This is a genomic window from Halorubrum xinjiangense (assembly GCF_900102375.1).
In the GTDB taxonomy this organism is placed as follows: Archaea; Halobacteriota; Halobacteria; order Halobacteriales; family Haloferacaceae; genus Halorubrum; species Halorubrum xinjiangense.
In genome coordinates this window covers 1-21,184 of the sequence record NZ_FNBO01000004.1, presented here as the reverse complement: position 1 = coordinate 21,184, position 21,184 = coordinate 1, and the positions used below count along the sequence as shown (strand labels likewise).

17 protein-coding genes and 1 pseudogene are annotated in these 21,184 nt (G+C 68.6%); 5 read left to right on the top strand and 13 right to left on the bottom strand.

The window, feature by feature from the left end:
- Positions 1–14: 14 nt before the first annotated feature.
- The 5 genes from F3H13_RS05975 to F3H13_RS05955 form a co-directional block, all read right to left on the bottom strand.
- The gene (locus tag F3H13_RS05975) at positions 15–497 is read right to left on the bottom strand and encodes a DUF456 family protein (protein WP_149798141.1); all 483 of its coding nucleotides are present in this window, start codon (positions 495–497) and stop codon (positions 15–17) included.
- Positions 498–572: 75 nt separating this feature from the next.
- A complete protein-coding gene (locus F3H13_RS05970) occupies positions 573–1,154 on the bottom strand; it encodes a DUF2150 family protein (RefSeq protein ID WP_004595207.1) in 582 nt (193 codons plus the stop codon).
- A gap of 84 nt (positions 1,155–1,238) precedes the next feature.
- The gene (locus tag F3H13_RS05965; RefSeq protein ID WP_149798140.1) at positions 1,239–2,096 is read right to left on the bottom strand and encodes a TatD family hydrolase; all 858 of its coding nucleotides are present in this window, start codon (positions 2,094–2,096) and stop codon (positions 1,239–1,241) included.
- A gap of 81 nt (positions 2,097–2,177) precedes the next feature.
- Positions 2,178–3,194 carry a VOC family protein gene (locus tag F3H13_RS05960; protein WP_149798139.1) on the bottom strand — a complete coding sequence of 339 codons (1,017 nt, stop codon included), beginning with the start codon at positions 3,192–3,194 and terminating at the stop codon, positions 2,178–2,180.
- A gap of 674 nt (positions 3,195–3,868) precedes the next feature.
- Positions 3,869–4,777: a DUF7260 family protein gene (locus F3H13_RS05955; protein WP_149798138.1), complete on the bottom strand. Its 909-nt coding sequence runs from the start codon at positions 4,775–4,777 to the stop codon at positions 3,869–3,871.
- A gap of 178 nt (positions 4,778–4,955) precedes the next feature.
- On the opposite strand from F3H13_RS05955, the gene F3H13_RS05950 reads away from it, so the two are divergent.
- The gene (locus F3H13_RS05950; RefSeq protein ID WP_149798137.1) at positions 4,956–5,321 is read left to right on the top strand and encodes a cupin domain-containing protein; all 366 of its coding nucleotides are present in this window, start codon (positions 4,956–4,958) and stop codon (positions 5,319–5,321) included.
- 3 nt (positions 5,322–5,324) lie between these two features.
- Here F3H13_RS05950 and F3H13_RS05945 read toward each other — a convergent pair whose 3' ends face one another.
- Together F3H13_RS05945 and F3H13_RS05940 are read right to left on the bottom strand one after the other, a co-directional pair.
- Positions 5,325–5,738, bottom strand: a complete 414-nt coding sequence (locus tag F3H13_RS05945) for a hypothetical protein (RefSeq protein ID WP_149798136.1) — start codon at positions 5,736–5,738, stop codon at positions 5,325–5,327.
- Positions 5,735–8,197: a penicillin acylase family protein gene (locus F3H13_RS05940; RefSeq protein WP_149798135.1), complete on the bottom strand. Its 2,463-nt coding sequence runs from the start codon at positions 8,195–8,197 to the stop codon at positions 5,735–5,737. The genes F3H13_RS05945 and F3H13_RS05940 overlap by 4 nt, the downstream gene beginning before the upstream one ends.
- Before the next feature lie 87 nt (positions 8,198–8,284).
- On the opposite strand from F3H13_RS05940, the gene F3H13_RS05935 reads away from it, so the two are divergent.
- On the top strand, positions 8,285–9,028 hold the full coding sequence (locus F3H13_RS05935; RefSeq protein ID WP_149798134.1) for a competence/damage-inducible protein A: 744 nt from the start codon (positions 8,285–8,287) through the stop codon (positions 9,026–9,028).
- A gap of 52 nt (positions 9,029–9,080) precedes the next feature.
- Here F3H13_RS05935 and F3H13_RS05930 read toward each other — a convergent pair whose 3' ends face one another.
- The 3 genes and pseudogenes from F3H13_RS05930 to F3H13_RS05920 form a co-directional block, all read right to left on the bottom strand.
- Complete coding sequence (locus F3H13_RS05930) at positions 9,081–9,944, bottom strand: hypothetical protein (RefSeq protein WP_149798133.1); 864 nt, start codon at positions 9,942–9,944, stop codon at positions 9,081–9,083.
- Positions 9,945–10,042: 98 nt separating this feature from the next.
- Entirely contained in the window at positions 10,043–10,831 is a 789-nt protein-coding gene (locus F3H13_RS05925) for a TSUP family transporter (RefSeq protein WP_149798132.1), read from the bottom strand.
- Between the two features lie 343 nt (positions 10,832–11,174).
- Positions 11,175–12,377, bottom strand: a pseudogene (locus F3H13_RS05920) (glycosyl hydrolase family 28-related protein); the annotation flags it as partial.
- Positions 12,378–12,827: 450 nt separating this feature from the next.
- Between F3H13_RS05920 and F3H13_RS05915 the strand changes: the two are divergent.
- Both F3H13_RS05915 and F3H13_RS05910 read left to right on the top strand, forming a co-directional pair.
- Positions 12,828–14,582 carry a hypothetical protein gene (locus F3H13_RS05915; RefSeq protein WP_149798130.1) on the top strand — a complete coding sequence of 585 codons (1,755 nt, stop codon included), beginning with the start codon at positions 12,828–12,830 and terminating at the stop codon, positions 14,580–14,582.
- Between the two features lie 100 nt (positions 14,583–14,682).
- Positions 14,683–15,039 carry a DsrE family protein gene (locus tag F3H13_RS05910; RefSeq protein WP_149798129.1) on the top strand — a complete coding sequence of 119 codons (357 nt, stop codon included), beginning with the start codon at positions 14,683–14,685 and terminating at the stop codon, positions 15,037–15,039.
- Positions 15,040–15,213: 174 nt separating this feature from the next.
- Here the strand turns inward: F3H13_RS05910 and F3H13_RS05905 are convergent, their stop codons facing one another.
- The 3 genes from F3H13_RS05905 to F3H13_RS05895 all read right to left on the bottom strand — a co-directional run bounded on the left by F3H13_RS05905 (position 15,214) and on the right by F3H13_RS05895 (position 19,661).
- Positions 15,214–15,933: an SDR family NAD(P)-dependent oxidoreductase gene (locus F3H13_RS05905; RefSeq protein WP_149798128.1), complete on the bottom strand. Its 720-nt coding sequence runs from the start codon at positions 15,931–15,933 to the stop codon at positions 15,214–15,216.
- 70 nt (positions 15,934–16,003) lie between these two features.
- Entirely contained in the window at positions 16,004–17,494 is a 1,491-nt protein-coding gene (locus F3H13_RS05900; RefSeq protein WP_149798127.1) for a carotenoid oxygenase family protein, read from the bottom strand.
- Between the two features lie 118 nt (positions 17,495–17,612).
- Positions 17,613–19,661: an ATP-binding protein gene (locus tag F3H13_RS05895; protein ID WP_149798126.1), complete on the bottom strand. Its 2,049-nt coding sequence runs from the start codon at positions 19,659–19,661 to the stop codon at positions 17,613–17,615.
- Between the two features lie 148 nt (positions 19,662–19,809).
- Between F3H13_RS05895 and F3H13_RS05890 the strand changes: the two genes are divergently transcribed.
- Complete coding sequence (locus F3H13_RS05890; RefSeq protein ID WP_149798125.1) at positions 19,810–21,132, top strand: RNA-guided endonuclease InsQ/TnpB family protein; 1,323 nt, start codon at positions 19,810–19,812, stop codon at positions 21,130–21,132.
- Positions 21,133–21,184: the final 52 nt, after the last annotated feature.

Below are 21,184 nucleotides of genomic sequence, written 5' to 3'. Positions count from 1 at the left end.
TCCGGTGTCCGGCCTCACAGGACCGCGACCGCGAAGACGACAGCGACGGCGCCCAGCATGACCGCCTGAACGAACGCGCTGGCGAGCGCGCCGACCACCGCGAAGGCGGCGCGCCGGGCGGCGACCCGCGGCTCGGCGCCCTCCTCGTAGAGGGCGGCGAGGAAGACGACCCCGCCTAGCCCGACGACGAGCCCGATCGGGCCCATCACGAACAGGAGCGCGATTCCCGCGAGCGTGCCGACGACGACGGTCCGCGTCGACGCGCCGCCGAGCCTCCCGGAGACCATCCCCGAGACGAGCTCCGCGGCCGAGGCCAGAAGCGAGACGAGGACGAGCGCGAGCAGTACGCCGAGGCTCGGCTCCGCGAAGCCGGTGGTGTACGCGTAGCCGACGACGGTCAACGCCGCGAGGACGCCGCTCGGCACGAGCGGGACGAACGAGCTGGCCGTCCAGACGACGAGCAGCGCTATCGCCAGTTCGGCCGCGGGAAACGCCATAGAGGATTCACGCCGCGAGGGTTCAAAACGGTGTCTCGAACGGGGCTCTGGACGAACGGGTCGGCGGGGCTACGCTTAGTCCTCTTCCTCGACGACTTCCGGGTCCTCGATGGCCGACTGGAGGGAGTCGAGGCCGTTGACCCACTCGGAGACGAGGCCGTACTCGAGGTCCTCGACGAGTTCGATGTCGAGCGCCTCGCCGTCGATGACGCGCGTGCCGGCCTGAACGACGTAGCCGAGGGCGGCGTCTAAGTCGTCGCCCTCCTCGGCCTCGGCGGCCGCGCGCACGAACTCGCTCACGTCGCCGTCGACGACGCCGCCGACGACGTACTCCTCGGCCGCGTAGAAGACGGGGACGAGCGAGGTCTGGACGCCGTCGATCAGCATCACCTTGTCCTCGTCGTCGAACTCGACGTCTGCGAGGACGATCTCGCGGATGTCGCGGACCTCCTCGACGGCGCGCTCCTCGTCGATGCGGTCCTCGTCGAACGCGGCCAGCACCTTCACCACGGCGATGGCGGCGTCGTCCTGAAGGTTCAACAGGAGCCGGGCGGAGTCCTCGTTCTCGGGGTCGAGCTCCTCTTCGGCCAGCCTGTCGAGCCAGTTCTGCCAGCGTTCGTCGGTATAGAACGTTTCAACGGCGTCGTCGTCGGTCATGTGCCGTACGTCGCCCGGCCAACTCAAATGCCTTTCCTATCGATCGCCGCCCGAGACCGCGTCTCACCCGCGAGAATCCCGGATTCAGGGCTCCCGTTCGAGCGTCGCCTCGGTGTCAATTCCGTACACGGCTCGGGGGGTCTCGACGTGCGCGCGCCGGATCGCGTCGTCGTGCCCTTCCTCCAACAGCCAGCGCACCCGCCGCGGGACGGTCTTCGGTCCCAACACCATCCCCGGGCGGTCCGGGTCGTCAACGAAGTCGGTCTCCATCAGGAACGGCTCGCCCGCTTCCGCGGCGCGCTCCAGCCGCTCTTTGTCGCTCATCACGCTCGGCGTGACGCCCGCGAGTTCGCCGGCCGCGTAGTGTTTGACGACGCGCGAGGGGTCGAGCCCGACCTCCTCCGCGACGGCCGCGAGGTCGGTCAGGTCCTCGGTGGCCTCGGTGTGGAGCTGGACCGCGCAGTCGACCTCGGCGCCGAGCTCGAACGCGCGCCGCGTGACCGCGTTCGACGCCGCCCACACCGCGTCGCTCACGTCGTAGTGGGGGCGGCCGGACTTTAACGCGAGCGCGTCGCCGTCCGCGACGTACTCGCTCGCGACCGCCAGCCCGCCGCGCATGAGGTCGCGGGCCGCCTCCGGCGAGAAGCCGCGCTCGTCGACGAGCCGGCTTATCAGTCCGGGGTGGACACCCAGGACGGGCCACGCGCGCCCAGGAAGAACCTCCGTCGCGGCCGCGACGGTCTCCAGCGTCTCCTCGAAGACGGCCCGGAAGTCGGCCGGCTCGTCCGGCTCGACGTCGAGCAGCCACGAGGGCTTGTTCACCACGAGCAGGTGGGTGCCGCCGAGCCGGGCGAACTCCTCGACGGCCTCGACCCCGCGGCCGTGTCGGGGGTCGAGGTGGAGGTGATTGTCCAGCACCGGCGTCCCGAGGTCCTCTGTCATGGGAGGGCGTTCGGCCGCGCGCGATTAGAAGGATCGGTCTCGGAGAGCAGTCTCGGGAACGAGTGACCGCTCGGCGCCCGCTTAGTCCGCGCGGTTCGCCGCGAACTCGGTGTCGGGACGGGGCACCGTCACGTCGGCGAGCCCGGCCTCGATCGCCTCGCGGCGGTCCTCGAACTGGCCGGGCAACACCAGTCGCTCGCCCAGCGCGTCGAGCGGCTCGTCGCTCGCGTACCCGGGCTCGGCGGTGGCGAGCTCGAAGAGCACGCCCGCGAACTCCCGGAAGTAGACGGAGCGGAACCAGTGGCGGTCGATCTGCTGGGTCGGGCGGAGCCCCATCGAGGCGACCGCGTCGCGCATCGCGGACTGGTCGGCGTCCGTCGGCGTCTGGAACGCGACGTGGTGGACCGTGCCGCGGCCCGAACTCCCCTGTCGGTCCGTCTCCACGACGTCGACGTACTTGCCCACGTCCCCGCCCGCAACGAAGCGGGTTCGGTCGCTTCCGGCCGCGGCGTCCGCCTCGGTCGCCTCCGCCTCCAGCCCCATCGTCCGGAGGAGGCGCTCGGTGCGCTCGGGGTCGTCGAGCCACAGCGTCACGGAGTGGAAGCCGCGGATCGCGGCCGACTCGGGGACGAACGCGGTCCACGCGGTCGTCGGGTCGTCGTCCGGAATATCGACCGCGACCAGTTCGACGGGGAGCCCGTCTGGGTCGCGGAAGGGGAGGACCGTCTCGCCGAAGCGCTCCTCGCGGGCGTCGTAGTCGACGCCGCGCTCGTCGAACCGTGCCTCCCAGTAGTCGAGGCTCCCCTCGGGCACGCGGAACGCGGTCCGAGAGACCTGCCCGGCGCCGACATCGCCCTCCGGCAGGTCCGTCCACGGGAAGAACGTCATGCTGGTGCCGGGCGTGCCCTCGGCGTCGCCGTAGAAGAAGTGGTACGTCCCGGGGTCGTCCTGGTTGATCGAGCGCTTCACCAGTCGGAGGCCGAGCGTCTCGACCCAGAACTCGAGGTTGCGCTGCGGGTCGCCCGCGACGCAGGTCACGTGGTGGATTCCGGGGGTCGGAGTCGGGCCGTCTCCGGCGTTCGCTGATTCGTCTGTCATGCTACATGCTACGTCCCGGAGGGACTTGAATCGGCGCGGACACGGGTGTTACCGGGTAAGAGGTGTGTCGACGAAACCCGACAGTCGGAGATGGTTTATAAATGGCCGTGACCGGCGACGACGTCATTTATAAACACGGGTAGTGGCGCGTGCCTGCGAGCGGCCGCCCCCGGCGGCCGCGAGGCAGCACGCGCGAGGGACGCGGCGAACGCGAGCGGCGAAGCCGCGAGCCGTGAGCCGCGAGGTTGGGGAGGCGTGAGGTGCGGTTGCTGTGCGGGGCGGGACTCAAAGGGGCAGTCGCGAGGCCGCAGTAGGCGACGTAAGCACCGCAGCGAGCGAAGCGAGCGAGGAGCGCAACGAGCGTACTGCGGCCTCGCGGCTGGGGCTTTGGAAGTGTTCTCCGCCGATCTCCAGTCAGTCACTTATAAGCGAGCGGCTGGGGCTTTGGAAGTGTTCTCCGCCGATCTCCAGTCAGTCACTTATAAGCGAGCGGCTGGGGCTTTGGAAGTGTTCTCCGCCGATCTCCAGTCAGTCACTTATAAGCGAGCGGCTGGGGCTTTGGAGGACTAACCGCTGGATCGCCTCCGTATATAAATGCCGTCGCGCGTCCGTATCGACCGCGTTCGAGTAGAACAGTTGCGATCGCAGTCCCTCTATCGAGCCGGCCCGACGGATCAGCGAGATCGCGCCATCGCCTTCTCGATCCTCCCCTTGAGCCCTTCGAGTCGGTCGCCGACCGCGCCGACGGCCGCGAGAACCGGGTACGTGACGTCGAGGTCCTGGTAGCAGTACCCCGGCAGGTCGATCTCGTCGCCAAGCGATAGCTGGCGCTCGTGGTCCGCGAGGACGCGCTGACGGCGGGCCGCGATGCGGTCGCAGTCCTCTCTGAGCGCCGCGGTCCGGGTCCGGCAGGCGTCGAGCGCGCCGAACCCGATAGCCGCCGCGTCGCCACCGTCGCCCGCCGAGTCGCCCCCGTCGCCGTCGACTGCTCTTTCGTCGCCGCCGACTTCGTCTTCGATCGCCTCGATCTCCGTCCGGATCGGTTCGAGCCGCGAGTCCGCGCGCTCGACCGATTCGATCTCCGACTCCACGGCGTCGAGGAACGCCTCGCGCTCCTGAACCGCGGTCTCGACGGCGCTCAGCAGCGAGCGCTTGTACTCCTCGTGGAAGCAGTCCGTGCGGGTGAGCGCGTACGCGAGCTCGGGACCGAACTCCTCGGCGACGCTCCGCTCGTAGGTGTCGTCGTACTCCGCCTCGTAGTGCGGGACCGACATCACCGTCGCCCGGTAGGCGTCGCGCACCGCGACGAGCCGGGAGCCGGGCGACGCCGCACCGCCGGTTCCCCCCGTCGTTCCCCCGATTGCGCCGCGGACGCCGGCCGGTCCGCCCGCACCGGAGAACCTGTCGGCCGCGGCGGGGTCCGACGCGCCCGCGCTCCCGCTCACGTCCGGAATCGACGACACCCGACCGCGAAACGCCTGGAACGCCTCGCGCTCGTCGACAATGCGGCGCCGCTCGACGCGGAGCGCGGCCCGCGCCGCCCGGATCGGCTCGCTCCCCTCGTCCGCGTGAGTCGCTGCCATACGACGCGGCACACGCAGATCCCCCGTAAACCCTTATATGAGGGGTATCGCGGCCAGCCGAGACGTCCGGACCGCTCCGGAGCAGTATATATCCCCCTTACCGCATCTCGGCGGTCGCCCCCGGTCGGTCTCGACACCGGTGGACAGCGACTTTATCCCTCCGCCCCCCACCGCCGATATGGAGACGGTGTCCCTCGCGGAGGCGTTCGACTCGTTCGACGAGCCGTGGTCCCCGCGGCTCGCCGGCGAACTCAACGGGCAGGCGGTCAAGCTCGCGAAGGCCGACGGCGAGTTCGTCTGGCATCACCACGAAGACGCCGACGAGCTGTTCCTTGTCAACGCGGGCCGGCTCCGGATCGAGTTCCGCGACGAGGCGGACGCGGTGCTGGAGGAAGGCGAATTCACGATCGTCCCGCGCGGGACCGAACACCGACCCGTCGCCGAGCCGGAGGCCGAAATCCTACTGTTCGAACCGAGCGAGACGCGCAACACGGGCGACGTCGAGACCGACGAGACCGTGACCGACCTCGAACGCCTCGACTGACTCTCACGGCACGACCGCACGGGTCAGTGACCCGAACAGCGGCAGCCCCAGCCCCGCGCCGACCGTGACGTAGACGACCGGAAGCATGTCCGACGCCGCACCGGCCGCCGGCCCGAGTGAGGCCGCGAACGCGGCGAGACAGACCACGCCGGCACCCAGCGCGTACCCCGCCCCACGGCGCACCGTTGGCGCCGCGAGCGACGCGAGCGCGCCCGCTGCGATCAGCCCGAGCCAGTGGAGCGATGCGAGCCCGACGCCGGCGACGAGTGCGCCGATCACCGCGACCGCGTGCGGGCGCGGCTCGGTCCTGACGCGGTCGCGGAGCGAAGGCGACCCTGAAGACGCGGTCGACTCCGAGGGCGCAGCCGACTCCGAACGCTCGGTCGATTCCGAGGCCGACTCGGGTGAGTCGCTCACTGCGACCCCTCCGTCGACGGCTCGAACCGCACCACTGGGTCGCCGCCGGCCCCGAGCGGCATCGGGCGCTGGTCGTTGTCGAGCCAGCGCCGGAGCTGGTCGTCGTAGTGCTCGGAGAAGTAGTCGCCCGAGTTCCCGCCCGGCAGCACCGCGGTCGCGTCGGTCCCCGGCCGCACGGCCATCCGCCAGCTCGATCCGACCGCGGACTCGACGCGGTAGTTCTTCACGGTCGCGGGCGAGCCGTCAGCGGGCAGCTCCTCGTAGTTCAGGAACGGCGCCTCGCCGCCGAGCGGGTGGCTCATCGCCCGCGTGGTGTTGTAGTCACCGTACCGGTCCCACCCCGCCTCCTCGATCTCGTCGAGCGCGTCGAGGAGGGCGGCGACCGCGAGGGCGCCCCGCGGGCGCCCGTCGAACAGCGGGTCGTCGTCGGGGAGCCGCGCGAGCGTCCAGTCGCTCGGGTAGTACCCCTCGCCGAGGTCGGCGTCGTCGAAGGTCGGGCCGAAGACGCGCTCGCGGAACTTCGGCAGGTAGCGGGCGAAGACCAGCGCGGCGCGGGAGTCGCGCTCCATTCGGTAGTCCCACTCGTCGAGGTCGTTGGCCGCTCTGATCACGTCCTGGTCGAAGCCGTGCCGGTCGCGGACCGCCTCGACCAGTTCGGGGACGAGTTCGGCCGCGCGCCCGTCCCGCACGTCGCTCTGGAGGCCGCGGTGGAAGTCGGGGTCGGTCGGTCCTTCGCCGCCGGAGTCGCCGTCCCCGCCCTCGCTCCCGCCGACCCCCTCGTCGAGCCGGTCGGCGATCCGCGCGCCGCGGTACGGGGTCGCGTAGCCGACGCCGACGTAGTGGACCGGGTCGTCGATCGGGCGCTGGTTGGCCGTCGAGAGGACGTCGGGGTCGATCGCGTGCGGCTTCTCCTCGAAGGGGACGAACCCCTCCCACGAGGACTCGCCGAACGGCTCGAACCCCGCCCACTCCCCCTCGCCGGCGGAGCCGTCGAAGATCCGGTCGCCGTCGACGACCTCGCCGTCGATACGCCGGATCGGCAGCCGGCCGGTCGCGAAGTAGAGCGTCCGGCCGTCCGCGTCCGCGTACACGAGGTTCTGGGTCGGCAGGTCGAAGTCGCGCGTCGCCTCCAGCAGGTCGTCGATCCCCTCGCTTCGCCCGTACGCCTCGATGGCGGCCGTGGTGCGCGTCGCGGTGTGGCCCGTCCACGCGACGCCGACCGTCCGTCCCTCGCGCTCGATCAGGGGGCCGTGGACGGTGCGCCGGACGCGGAGCTCCCGGTCGTCGCCGCCCGCGACCGGGATCGCCTCGCGCTCGTCGGTCTCGAAGTCGCGCCACTCGCCGTCGTACCGGTAGCGGTCGCCCGCGTCGTCGATCTCGTACCGGTAGCAGTCGAGGACGTCGGCGCCGAGGTTGGTGAACGACCACGCGCCGCGGTCGTTCGCGCCCGCGATGACGAACGGGACGCCGGAGAACGTCGCGCCCCGGACCGACCGCTCCGGCGTCTCGACCGACTGCTCGTACCACAGCGGCGGCGCCTGGAGGGAGAGGTGCGGGTCGTACGCGAGGATCGGCGTCCCGCTCGCGGTGTGATCGCCCGAGACGACCCAGCTGTTGGAGCCGACGCCCGTCGGCGACTCGAAGCCGGAGAGCCAGTCGGTCAGCGCGGGGTCGACGGGGGCCGGCGAACCGACCGGTCGGCCGCCCGAAGCGCGCCGGTCCGCATCGCGCGCGTTCGCCGTCGCCTCGGAAAGCCGGGTCTCGGTCCCGTCGAGGATCGGGTATTCGTGGTCGTACCGCGTCGGGAACAGGGTCGCCGCGCGCTCCGCGCCGAGGCGGTCGGCGACGAGCGCGCGCCGCAGTTCGCCGAAGTTGCCCGTGAGCGTCCACGAGATCTGCTTTTCCATCAGCATCGAGTCGACCGGGGTCCACGGCTCGGGCTCGTAGCCGATCAGCTCGAACTCCAGCGGGAGCGGGAGGTCCTCCGTCGCGGCGTTGACGCCGTCGGCGAACGCCTCGACGAGGGGGCCGGCGCGCGTCTCGGCGACGACGTCCCAGGTCGCTTCCGCGGCGTCGGCGAACCCCATCGCGACGTGTAACTCGTCGCCGCCGAGCGTCGCCTCGCCGATCACCTCGGAGAGCCGGCCGCGCATCACCCGGCGCTGGAGGTCCATCGCGAACAGCCGGTCGAACGCCTGACAGTAGCCGACCGCGAAGTACGCCGCCGGCTCCGTATCGGCCTCGACCTGCGGCACGCCGAACTCGTCGCGGGCGACCGTCGCCGCCCCGTGCGGGCTCTCGACGCGGTCCGGGAGCGAGCGGTCAGCCGCGTCCCACGCCTCGCCCGACAGCGGGGCGAACGAGTCGAGGAGGTCGGCCGCGTCGCTCGCCGCCAGCCCGGCTGTCCCAGCGGCGAGGACGCTCGCGAGGACCGCGCGCCGCGTGGTGTCGCGTGTCACCTCCCGACCGACGCCGCGGTCCCTCATTATTATTCGGATCGGAATCCGGCGAGAGACGTATCCGTCGCCCGGCCGTACGGCGGACCGATGGAGGTCGCGCTGATCACGGTCGGAGACGAACTGCTCTCGGGCGACACGGTGAACACGAACGCCAACTGGCTCGCCGCCGAGCTGAGCGAGCGCGGCGTCGCCGTGCCGCGGATCCTCTCGATCCCGGACGACAGGGCCGAGATCGCGGCGCGGGTCCGGGAGTACGCCGCCGACTTCGACGCCGTGATCGTCACGGGCGGGATCGGCAGCACCCCGGACGACGTGACGATGGAGGCGGTCGCGGACGCCTTCGACCGCGAGATGGCCCCGACCGACCTCACGCGCGAGTCGGTCGAGCGCCGACTGGCCGCGATCCGCGAGCGGGTGCCCGACCGCGAGTTCGACGTCGACGTCGAGGCCGAGGCGTCGGTCCCCCAGGGAAGCCGGCCGCTGGTGACCGAGGCGGGGCTCGCGCCCGGCTGCGTGATCGAGGGCGTCTACGTCATGCCCGGCATCCCGGACGAGCTGAAGGCGACGTTCGAGGCCGTCGCCGACGAGTTCGCGGGCGACCGGCGCTCGCGGTTCTGCTACACCGTCGAGCCGGAGTCGAACATCATCGCCGCCTTGGAGGAGGCGATGGACCAGTTCGACGTCGCCGTCGGCTGCTACCCCGACCGCGAGGCCGACCACAACCGGCTGAAGGTGACCGCCACCGACGACGACGAACTCGACGCGGCCACGGCGTGGCTGCTGGAGCACGTCAATGCCAGCGAGACGCCAGTGTCGCGGGACTGGGACTAAAAAAGGGGAGTCGCTGCGGGTCGCCGTCGACCGCCGATTACGTCGGTCCGGATCACCCGGCCGTCTCGTTACCCGTCGGACCGTCCGACCCGGGCGGAGTGGGACCCGTCGGCGGCGTCCCGTTGGCCGTCCCCGGCGGCGTCCGGTCGTTCGACACGAGGAAGTCGGCGAGGTTGCCGACCAGCACGTCGGTGTCGGCGCGCGCGGCGTTCTCGGGCGAGAGGAAGTCGCTGTCGCCGACCATCACCACCTCGTCGTTCCGAACGAGCAGCGGCGCCTCAGTGGGCGCTCGGGTCGTCGACAGCTCGCTGCCGTCGATCGGGGCGAGCACGTCGCTGCCGGCGGCCGTCGTCCCGACCGGGGTCGCCGACGGCAGGACGACGCGGTCGAGGCCCTCGGTCAGCGCGCTGTCGGCGTCGTCGGCCGGCGACGCATACACGCGCTGGTAGTTGAGGTCGTTTTCCGCCATGTTGTACACGTAGCCCGGCTTCGTCGTGACGTCGAGCGTCGCGTCGAGGCCGGCCGCCCCCGGCTGGTCGAAGGCGGCGTCGGGCTCGGTCGCCACGATCACGTGGCCGCCCGACTCGACGAACGACTCAATCTCTTCGAGTTCCCGCTTGTCGTAGTCGGTGCGGAACGTCACGAACGCGTCGGCCTCAGCGAGCCGCTCGCCGAGCTGCGTCGGCCCCTGCTCGCCGCCCCGAGCGACGCTTCGCCGCTGCTGTTCCGGGTCCGGCACGTAGACGCCGACGTCGTGGCCGTTCTCGATAAGCGCGTTCGCCAGCGGCCGGATGTCGCGGTCAGCGACCTCAGACCCCCCGAGGCCCAGCAGCGCGAGCGGGCTCGCGGGCACCGCGCCCTGCGGCTCGACGTCGGGATCGACGAGGACGGTCTGTGACGGCGCTGTCGACTCCATCTCGACGGTCGCCTGTCCGGGCGTGTCGTTCGCGACCGCGTCGCCGTCGACGTAGTGTTCGTTCTGGATCTCCGGCGCCGGCGCGACGCCGCCGGCGGTCAGAAGATTCCCGCCGCGCCGCCGAGCACGAGCCTGACGCCGATGACCGTCAGCAGGCCGAGGACGACGCCGCGCCGGAGCCGATCGCCCACGCGACTTCGGAGGCGCTTCCCGACCGCGACGCCGGCGACCGCGGGCACGGCGGCCGCCGCCGACGCGAGGGCGAACGCCGCGTCCGGATAGAGCCCCAGCGCGCCGCCGGCGGCGACGCGCAGGCCGTTGATCCCGACGAACACCAGCGCGACGACGCCGACGAACAGCCCGTGCGAGAGGTCGAAGCGCCGGACGTACGCGACGAGCTGGACGCCGACGTTCGTCGCGCCGAAGAGGACGCCGGAGACGGCGCCGACGACCGCCATGGTGACCGGTGACTCGGCGGCCTCGCGGTCGCTTGCGCCGGACAGCGACGGCAGCGGGACCGCGCGCTGTGCGCTCGCCACGAAGCCGAGCGAGACGAGGCCGAGCAGCACGCGCACCGGCGCCTCCGGGAGCCGGTCGAGCAGCGCCATTCCCGCTATCGTGCCGACGAGCGCGGCCACGAGCAGCGGCGCGAACCGCGCGCCGCAGGTGCGCAGTTCCTGGCGGGTGAGGTCCCCCACGAGCGCGAGGTTCACGGCGAACATCGGGAGGATCATGAACGCGACGGCGGTCGCGGGGTCGAGCGCCGTCGCGAGGACCATCGTCCCGACGACGGCGAAGCCGAACCCCGCGACCCCGTTGACGGCGCCCGCAACCGCGACGACGACGGCGATCCCCGCCACCAGTCCGGCCGAGAGCGCGAGTGTCATACAGCCGAGACGGGGCGCTCGCTGATAAATCGCTGCTGGGTGTGCGACGTGAGTGGACGCACGTGGACCGACATTGGGGCGGCGGTCGTGTGTGATCTTCTCTTACAATCGGCAGAGAGTCATACCCGCGTCGCGCCACTTATAAACCCGGTTCGTCGGACCGCTGTTTCAGATCCAAGGAGTGACACGGCCGATAGCGTGTGCCCACGGATTCTCCTCGAGAAGTCTCGGCTACTCGAAAGAGACATTCTGATACCCGTTCGAAACACAGAACGCTTAGCTGGCGACTCGTCCGAGACTGTTCGACTACTCCGGCACTGGTGACGCGTCAAAAGTAGCGTCGCTACGAGCTCGTCGACGAAGCCCACTCGCGTATCTCGCCGTCGGCTGCGACCTCGCTCCCGACGTTCTCGAACGTGACGCCGCCGTAGGCGACGCTGCTTCCGGGGCCTGAATAGATACCTGCGCCGCCGCAGTCCTCCGCACGGGCGTTCGTGAGCGTCGCCTCAACGTTCTCGCGAAAGCGGAACGCCTGATCCGTGGCCCCCGTGGCCGTTACGTTGCTCATTTTTAAATCGGTCATCTCGTCGAAGATGATCGAGTTCGTAAACTCGCCCGTCACGACGACGTTCGAGAGACCGCTCTCGTTGAATCCGGCCGCGTACAGTCCCGACCCGGCGGCTGTCTCCTCGTCCTCGGTCTCGATCGTCACGTCGCTGACGGTCAATCCGCTTCGTCCGCCGTCGACGTGACCCAGCGTGATCCCGCGCGCGTTTCCGAGACACGAGACGCGGTCGATCGTCAGATCCGTCACCAGCTCGTCGGGGTCGGAGCGAATCGCGGTGTATCGGCACTCGGAGATGTACCCGTCAGTGATGGCGATCGACTCGTGGGGTCCCCGATGGAGGTGGATGCCGTGTTGCGGACCGTTTTCGGGGTCGATCTCGAAGTTCGTGATCCGGCACCGTCTCGTGGGCGTGCCGTCGTCCGCGGCTAGGTCGGTGTCGGTCCCGCTCCACACCCCGTTCGACGTGGTTCCGGACTGCTGTGCGTCGACCTGTAGCGGGGCATCCGAGTCGCCCGCTCCACCTCGACTCGCCCAGTACCCGTCCACGACGACGTTTTTCGACGAGACGATGTCGATATGATGGTGGTGAATGGCGTCGCCGTAGATCGACTCGAGTCGAACGTTTTCCGCGTGAGCAGGCATGATGCCGTTCGAATCCGGAGCGTCGATACGGACGTTCCGAACCCCCCAGTTCGCGGCACCGTTGTATCCCGTCGCGTCGAATCCCTTGTTGGACAGGAGCGCCTTTCCCGTGATGTCGCCGGGGCGAGAACCCTCAAAGACAGTCGCCCGTCCCGCCCCGGTGAGAATCGTATCGTCGCCTACCAGCGGCGTCCGGTCGAACAGATACCGCCCGGGCGGAAAGTAAACGATCCCGCCGCCAGCGTCATGTACCTCATCGAGGAGGCTGTGAACGGCCTCGCCGACGGCAGTGTTCCCGTCTCCCTCGATTCCGTGAGACGCGACGTTCCACACGCCGTCGTCGTCCGACGCACCGCGATGTCGACCGGTACACCCCGCGACCGCTCCGCAGCCCGCCGAGACTGCGCCGAGGAACTCCCGTCGCCGTAACTGCGAGCGGTTCATGCCGTCCACCCGCTTCGATGGTGTATAAACACCGCACCTCCCGCCCCGACCGCAACCGACCGGTAACCCCGGTACCCGTCCGTTCGCGCGCTGTCATTAGAACGTAACCGCTGTCGGATCGTCGGCGCGCGTCGCAGATCACGATGGCTTCCCCCGCCGACGGCCGCCATCTGGGCCCCGTTCGTCGGTGACGAGCAGTCTGCGGCACACTTGAAACAGGGGACGCTGCCCCACGTGTTGTACGGCGTGGGGGCGGGGGGCCGCCTTCCCGGTCGTCGTGACCGCGCTCGCGCTCGAAGCCGAGCGTTTACGTCGGTTCGCCCCAACCACGAATCAACACATATGGTATCTAGCGACACGCGGTCGGTCGGCGAGCTCGAGCGATGCGTCGAGGCGATCGACGCGACGGCACCGGCCGAGCGGGACGCGGACGACCGCGCGCGGCTGACCGACGCCCTCGTCGCGCTCGCCGACGCCTACGGCGAGCGCGGCGAGTTCGACGCCGAGGCCGAGATGATCGCGCGGCTGGACCGACTGCGCGGCCGGAGCGGCGCCGCCGACGTCGACGTCCACCTCGCGAACGCCCTCGCGAACGCGACGAGCGTGCGGGACCGCGACGACCTCTACGCGACCGCGATCGACCCCGACCGGATCGAGGCGTACAGGGGCCGGATCGAGGACCTGTACGACCGACGTCCCGACCCGGTGATCGCGGCGCCGCTGGCCCGGGCGACCGCCGAGACGATCCACGCGAACGGAAAAGGCGACCGTCGCGGTCGGATCGAACCGTTGCTGGACCGGCTCGAGACGGTGTACGACGCGCACGCCGAGCCGGACGTCGCCGCCTCGCTGTTGCGGGCGTACGCTCACGCGGAACTGTATCTCGGCGCGGACGGGGGAGCCGAGGAGTCTGACGACGTCCCCCTCGGCGGCGACGACGCGCTCGACGGGGCTGACACGCCTCCCGGAACGGACGCCCGCGGCGACCGCGTCGCCCGCGCGGAGGAGCTGTTCCGGGCGCATCCGGACGGGGAGGTCGCCGCCGGGCTCGCCGGCGTCCTCGCCGGGCGGACGAACGCCGACGCCAAGCGGACGGACGTGGAGGCGATCGAAGAGCGAATCGGCCGGATCGAGGCGCTCGCCGACCGGTACCCGGCACAGGAGGAGTCGATCGTCCGGTGGCTCCCGGTCGCGACGGCGAACGCCGCGCGCGCCGGCTTCGAGGCGGCCGACGTCGGCCGGGTCGAACACTGGGCCGGCGAGACCGCCGCCCACCACGAGCGGCTCTCGACGCCGTCGAGCGCGACGTGGACGGCGGTCGCGACCTTCTTCTCGGCGCGAGCGTCGTTCTTCGACGGTGACGTGGAAGCCGGCGAGGCGAAGCTCGAACGGCTCGAAGCCCTCGAAGAGCGGTACGACAACCCGGTCTTCGCGCACTGGCTCGGCCGGGCGATGTTCGACGCCGCCCGCTGTTACGTCGAGACGGACCGCTCCGAGCGTGCGCGTTCGATGGTCGAGGATCTGTCCGCGTTTGCGGTCGGCCACCAGGACCGCGAGGAAATCGAGGCGGGACTGGACGCGCTCCGGTCGCACGCGCCGCACCTGTTCGACGAGGCGGACGGCGCGACCCGCGCGTCCGAGGGAGCGGCCAATGCGTCCGAGGGAGCGGCCGACGCAACCCCCGAATCGACCGACTCGACCGCCGAATCGGTCGACGCATCCCCCGAGCCGGTCGGTGTGACCGACGAAACAGACGAGGCGTCAACGGCGGCCGGTGCCGACGCCGTGACGCCCGAGCGCACGGACTCGTCGGACGCCCCGGCTGCGGACGTACGCGCCGAGACCGATTCCACCGCATCGGCTTCTCGAAACGAGGGAGCGGCGGCCGACGAGACCGCCGACGCGGACCTACCCGGGTGCGGGAACTGCGGCGAGGACGGGTGCGGGAACTGCGGACCCGACGACGACCTGCTACCCCCAGCGTCCGGTCCGGAGCTCGCTGCCGTCGGGGCGGTGGTCGCCCTCGTCGGCCTCTCCGTCGCGTACACCCTCTATCGAGCACAGCGCGTCGTCCGGAGCGCCGTCGGCGGGTCGTGAGAGTCGGCGGCGGTCCGACGCGTCGTCGAGTGTCGAAATGACGCTCCGAACACACAGCCGCGGACGGGTTTTGTACGAGTGTGGTTTATAAAGAGTCACGATGGCAAAAGCAGCAATCGTGATTCTCGCCGGCAACGAATCGCACGCCGACTACGGCCGCCTCGCGAACGCCCTCGAAGCGGCAAAGGAGTTCGCGGAGACCGAGGGGGACGAGCTGGAGCTGATCTTCGACGGCGCCGGGACGCAGTGGATCCCGGAGCTGGAAGACGAGGAGAGCGACTACCACGAGCTGTATCAGGCGGTCCGCGACGACGCGGCGGTCTGTGACTTCTGCTCCGGCGCGTTCGGCGTTGAGGACGCCGTCGCCGACTCCGGGCTCGTCACGCTCGACGAGTACGAGGGCCACCCGAGCATCCGCTCGCTCGTCGACGACGACTACGAGATCATCACGTTCTGAGCGCCGGAGCGCCCCCTGGCGCCCTGACGGAGGTCGGAGCTGACCGCCCCGGACGACCGACCGTTCTCCGGCCGTGGGCATTTGTCGGCGGTGACGCCGCGGTTCTCGGCGGTCCACTCGGACGAAGAGTCGAGCCCGCCCGTCCGGAACTTCCCGTCCCTCGCCGCCGCCCCGTTAGATGAACTCCGAGGGGTTCGGCCCGTTCGTGATATGGACCTCGAACGGCTGGGTGCCGACGTCGTCCCGTTCGATCAGGTGCCAGTACGTCTCGGCCATCTCGTCGGGGTCGAGGAACGTCTCGGCCCCGCGGTCGGGCTGGCGCTCGCGGGCCTCGGGCGAGTCGATCTGCCCGTCGATCACGACGTGCGCGACGTGGACGCCGTCGCCGCCGAACTCCTGTGCGATGTCCATCGCCATCCCGCGGGCGGCGAACTTCGCGGCCGTGAACCCGATCGCCCCGCCGCGGCTCCGCACCGCCGAGGTCGCGCCCGTGAAGATCACCGTGCCGCCGCCGGTCTCGAGCATGTCGTCGACCGCCTCCTGCGAGCAGACGAATGCACCGCGGCCGTTGACCGCCCACGCCTCCTCGAACGCCTCGACGCTCGTGTCCATGAGCCCGGTCCAGGACGCGGCGCTCGCGTGGTTGACGAGCACGTCTACCGGCCCGAACGCCTCGCGGACCGTCTCGAACGACTCCCGGACCGCGTCGACGTCGGTGAGGTCCGTCGCGACCGCGAGCCCCTCGCCCGGGTCGGGGAGGTCGTCGGCGAGCTCCTCGATGTACTCCGTCGAGCGGGCGAAAAGTGCCACCCGACACCCCTCCGCCGCGAACGTCCGCGCGAGCGACTCTCCGAGCCCCGGACCGACGCCAGCGATGACTGCCGTGCGAGTCATAGCCGTGATACGGACCGGCGCGTGAAAACGGTGGGCCCTTCGTCGGTGACAAGCCGACCGCGGTCGTCTCTCACTCGCTCGCCGACGCCCGGATCTCCGGGAAGTACCGGCCGTGGAAATCGAAGGGAAGCGCGTGCGGCAGCGTCGCCCGGGCGCGCTCGTCGAGCGTCTCGCCGTCGAGGACGAGGAGCCGCGACCGGTCGGCGTCGACGTTGAGCGCGACGGTCACGACGACGCCGTCGTCCTCTGCGTCGCCGTCGGGAGCCGGGACGAACAGGGGTTCGCCGAAGTAGTCGCCGCCGTCGTCGAAGGTCTCGACGTTATCGGTTTCTGCGTCGACCTTTATGATCCGACGCGCCCACTCCGTGACCGGCGTGTCCATCCCCATGGCGTAGACGTAGCGGTGGGGGCGGCACCACCGCGCGGGCGACGCGGTCGGCAGCGCGCTGCCGCCGTCATATAACGACTCTCGAGTCACAGCCGCGTCGCCGCCGCCGTACCTGTCCGCACCGGTCGCCGACCCGAGGTCCACGGTGAACCGCTCGATCCGGCCCGCCATCGTCCCCATCTCGCCGGCACGGACGTTCTTCAGGTACAGCGAATCGATCGCGGTCGCGTCCGGGACCGTCTCGAGGTCGAAGACGACCTCGGTCCCGCCGTCCCGCTCGAAGGCGTTGACGTGGTGGAAGCCGAAGAGAGGGCCTGCGGTGGGTTCAGCGACGACGTCGCCCGTCGTTCGGTCCAACACGACGATCCTGGTCCCGCGCTCCGGCTCCCACTCGAACTGCTCGATGAACGGTGGCTGCCGGCCCGGTTTCAGGAATCGGCGCGGGTCCAGCCGGAGCGGGAACTCCGTCAGGACGACGTAGCGGGGCGTGAGCGCGAAGCTGTGCATGTACGCCGGCCGATCGGTGTCGACGCTGCCGACGTGGCGCCGGTCCCCGTCTCGGGTCCACGCGGTGACGTGGTATCGGCTCGTCCGACCGAACTCGGTGTCGACGGTGACGAGCGCGCCCGTCGCCGGGTCGCGCTTGAAATGAGCACAGGAGAGCTGGCCGCTCGGGGCGTCTCCCTCGCGGTCGACGTGGCCGGTCGTCGCGAGCGTGTTCGGGTCGAACCGGACCCCCCTCGGCGACTCGGTCAGCGCCACGTACTCGTCGCCGATCCGCTCGGCGACGATGTTCGCGTTGTCGTACGGCTCCGCGAGGAAGGTTGACAGCCGCGAGCGGAGGGTAGTCTCCCCGGTGGCGAACCCGCCCTCGAACTCGCCGCTCGTCGCCGCCTCGTACGCGTCCGTCCGGAGGAAGCGGTTGCGGTAGTGGACGGCGTCGCCGTCGCCCGCCGAACCCGATCCGGCGCGGTCGCCCGGGTCGAAGGTGAAGCGGTACAGCATCGCTAGGCCGTCGAACCAGTGGTCCACGTCGCTGCCGTTCGGAAACGAGAACGCCCCCGGTCCGTTCCGGATCAGGCTGCCCCGAAGCCACGGTGGCAGGTCGCCCCTGATCGGAACCGACGCCGCCGTCTCCCCGTGAAGCGAGTGAAATCCGGCGTGCGAGTCCATGACAATCAACGAGGGCGCGGCAGGCTAAGGTCTGACGGCGGTCGCTGCCCCTCCTGCGTCGCCGCCGTTTTCCGTCGAGTGGAACGAGGCGGGAACGGCTAACCGCAGAGCGCCCCCTTCACGAGGGCTTCGGGAGGCGGATCGTGACCGTCGTCCCCGCATCCGCCACCGTCGTTTCGAGTTCGCCGTCGAGGCTGGTGACGATCCAGTGGACCAGCCACAAGCCGAGCCCCTCGCCGTGAACCAGCGGCGTCTCCCTGCTCGACTCGAGGACCTCCTGTTCTATCTCGGGAAGACCCGGTCCGGTATCCCTGACAGCGATCGTCACGCCAGTCTCCGTGTCTGTCACGTCGATCTCAATGACCGGCGGATCGCCGCCGTGTTCGGCCGCGTTTTCGAGGACCTCCCAGAGCGCTGTTTTGAGACGGTCGTGGGTATCCGCAACGACGGTGTCAGGAGCGTTGACAGTCACGGACGCCTCGGGATACTGCATCTGGAGTTCCGAGACGGTGTCCTCGAGCATCGGGGTGATATCGACCGGTTCGAGATCGGGTGACAGGTCCCGGAACTCCTCGAGTTGCTGGGCCGACTCGGTCAGATCGAACAGCAGGTCGGCCGTGTCTTTGATCTGTGACGCTTTTTTGGCGTCGTCGCCGCTGAGTCGGTTCTCGAGCATCTCCGCGTACCCGGTGATGATACCCATCTTGTTCCGCATGTTGTGGCGTAGCACGCGATTGATGACGCTGATGAGGCCCTCACGCTCGCGGCGGTTCGTCGCGTCACGGACCATCAACTGAATGCCGACGATATCTTCGGTCGTTCGCTCGGCGGTGGGAACGCTCGCCTCATAAATTGGAACGCCGCGTACGTCTGTGAACACGGTCGTCCCAGCTTTCCGCTCTAGTGGAAAGTCCCGCACCACGTTACGTTCGCCGTTGCGTATCGGCTCGATCTCCTCCCACGCCCGTTCGGTCGTCGACTCGTTCGGTAGCGTGACCGAGATCGATTGGCCTTCGAGTTCCGTCGGCGAGTAGCCGAGGAACCCCTCGACAGACGGCGAGGCAAAGGTGAACCGGCCCTGTTTGTCGATTCGGAAGACGACGCCGAAACTAGCGTCAATGACGCCTCGATACAGCTCGTTCTGCTCGTTGAGTTCGGTCTCGCGGTCGGCGAGTTGGCGGCGCTGGCGCTCCGTCTGCGTCACGTCGGATAGCAGGAGGATTTGCGCTCCAGACTCACCCAACATGGTGGTACTCGTCGAGACGAAGTAGTACCGCTGTTCGCCGGACTGCTCGCGTTCGAGTATCTGATCGTCGGTCTCGAGCGCCGCAACGACTGCGGGAACAGTCTCGGAGAGCCGGTCACCCGTCGCTCCGTCGAGTTCCGGGAGCACCTCCCTGATGGCCGCCGAGTAGTCGCGGATACGGCCCCGTTCGTCGAGATAGATGGACAGGTCGTCGCCGAGAGACGCTCGCTGTACCGCGAGGAAGCGGCGTTCGAAGACGAACAGCACACCGACTGCGAACACCGCCACCCCGACGGGCGCGTAGATGATGTTAATGAGTAGTGGCGTGAACTGAGCGACGATATCGAGCACGACTGGGAGGCCGATCAGGGCCGATAGCACGCTGAGGGGTCGGGTGTCGTATCCGGATTCGAAGAACAGTTGAAAGATCATGAACAGCCCTACCGCCGCCAACACGTACGACAGGCCCGTCGCGGTCCAGTGGAGCACGTTGTGTTCCACCGCGAGGTGAACGAACGGCGTCGACACTTCCGTCGCTGTGAAGTACGCTCCGTGGATGGGATTCGTTGCTTTGACCGCGATTACGGCGAGGAAGATGGCCCCACTCACCCGTCGCAACGACGTGTTTCGATGGTATCGTCGTCCAGAGTAGGCAGAACAGAAGTAGAGCCACGCCCACACGGTAGCGAAGCCAACGGCGAGCCCGATGATGTACGCCGGCACACGAAACGGGTCGGGAAGCAAAAACCCAGCAACTCTAAACAGCACCCACCCGCCGGCAGTGGCGAGTAACCATACCAGTCCGCGGCGGACGTCGGGGTCCTGAAACTCCTGTGCCCGACCGATGGCGGCAAAACAGATCAGACCGCTGAGCGCAAAGACGCCGACGTATATTTGTCCGACAGTTCCAAGATTATAAATCGCAAGGAGAATACCCGCGCCTTTAGGCGCGGGATGAATCCGACAACCCGTTCAACAATCCACCGCCGATAGCAAGGCCGGATATTCCACGCTCTCAGCCGAACCTTTACAAGAAAAGCTCGTATAACAGGTTATATAGGCGTTCAGAATGCTGGAGGTTCACCGCACCCACCGCGCCAAAATTCTTAACCACAATCAAGTGGCTGAGATACTCGACCGGCACGGGTGGAGCGCCAGCAAACTCTGGAACGTCGCCAACTACCACTCCCGAGAAGTCTGGGAAGAAACCGGGGAGATTCCCGATCACGGCGACCTCAAAGACGAGTTGAAGACCCACAACAAGTACAAGGGATTACATTCGCAGTCCAGTCAGCGCGTTCTGGAGGAACTCGCTGAAGCCTTCAACTCGTGGTACGAAAAGAGGAAGTCCGACGACAGGGCGAATCCGCCCGGCTACCGCAAACGCAACTACTACGACACCGACGGCAACCGCGTCCACGAAGAACACCCGCGTAGCACGGTGACGTGGAAGCAGAACGGCATCCGCCACGACACCAAGAACAATCGAGTGCGACTCTCGAAGGGCGCGAACCACAAGGAACACCCCCGAGCGCGGGAATACATCCTTGTTGAATACGAGACGCGTCCCGGCGTCACCGTCGAGAACCTTCAACAGGTTCGCGCCGTCTACGACCAAGCGAAAGAGCGGTGGGAACTACACCTCGTCTGTACAGACGAAACCAAGACACCCACCGCTCCCGGTACCGAGACAGCGGGCATCGACCTCGGCATCAGCAACTTCGCCGCTGTCGCCTACAGTACCGAAGACGCCGACCTGTACCCCGGAACCCGTCTGAAACAGGACGGGTACTACTTCCCGAAGGAAATTGCCAAGTGCGACGACAGCGGTGGTGAACGAGCCACACGTCTCCATGCGAAATGGTCGGAACGCCGCACCCACTTCTTCCACGGTCTCGCCAAACACATCGTTCAACGATGTATCGAGAAGGGTGTTGGCCGTATCAATATCGGTAACTTGGAGGGCGTCCGTGAGGACGAGAACGGCAACTCGAAAAACTGGGGCAAGCACGGCAACCTCGATCTACACGGGTGGGCATTCAACCGCTTCACCAACATCCTCGAATACAAAGCGAAGGTCGAGGGGATCGAAGTTGTGGAAGTGGACGAGAGTGCCACGAGCAAGACGTGTTGTATGTGCGGGAGAGAGGAGGACAGCCAGCGCGTCGAGCGTGGCCTGTATGTCTGTGAGGAGTGCGATGCGGCGTTCAACGCGGACGTGAACGGAGCGGAGAACATCCGACTCAATATCAACGAGAAAAGTAACTCCGAGTCTCCCGGACAGTCGTTCGGAGATAGGAGTACCGGCTGGTTGGCACAGCCCGCAGTCCACCTATACGACTTGTCCAGCGGATTCCAACCGCAGGAACAAGTGGTAGACTGCAAACCCTAATATCCCAAACGCGGTCGGGATTCCTCCGCGTTCACGCGGAGGAGGATGTCAA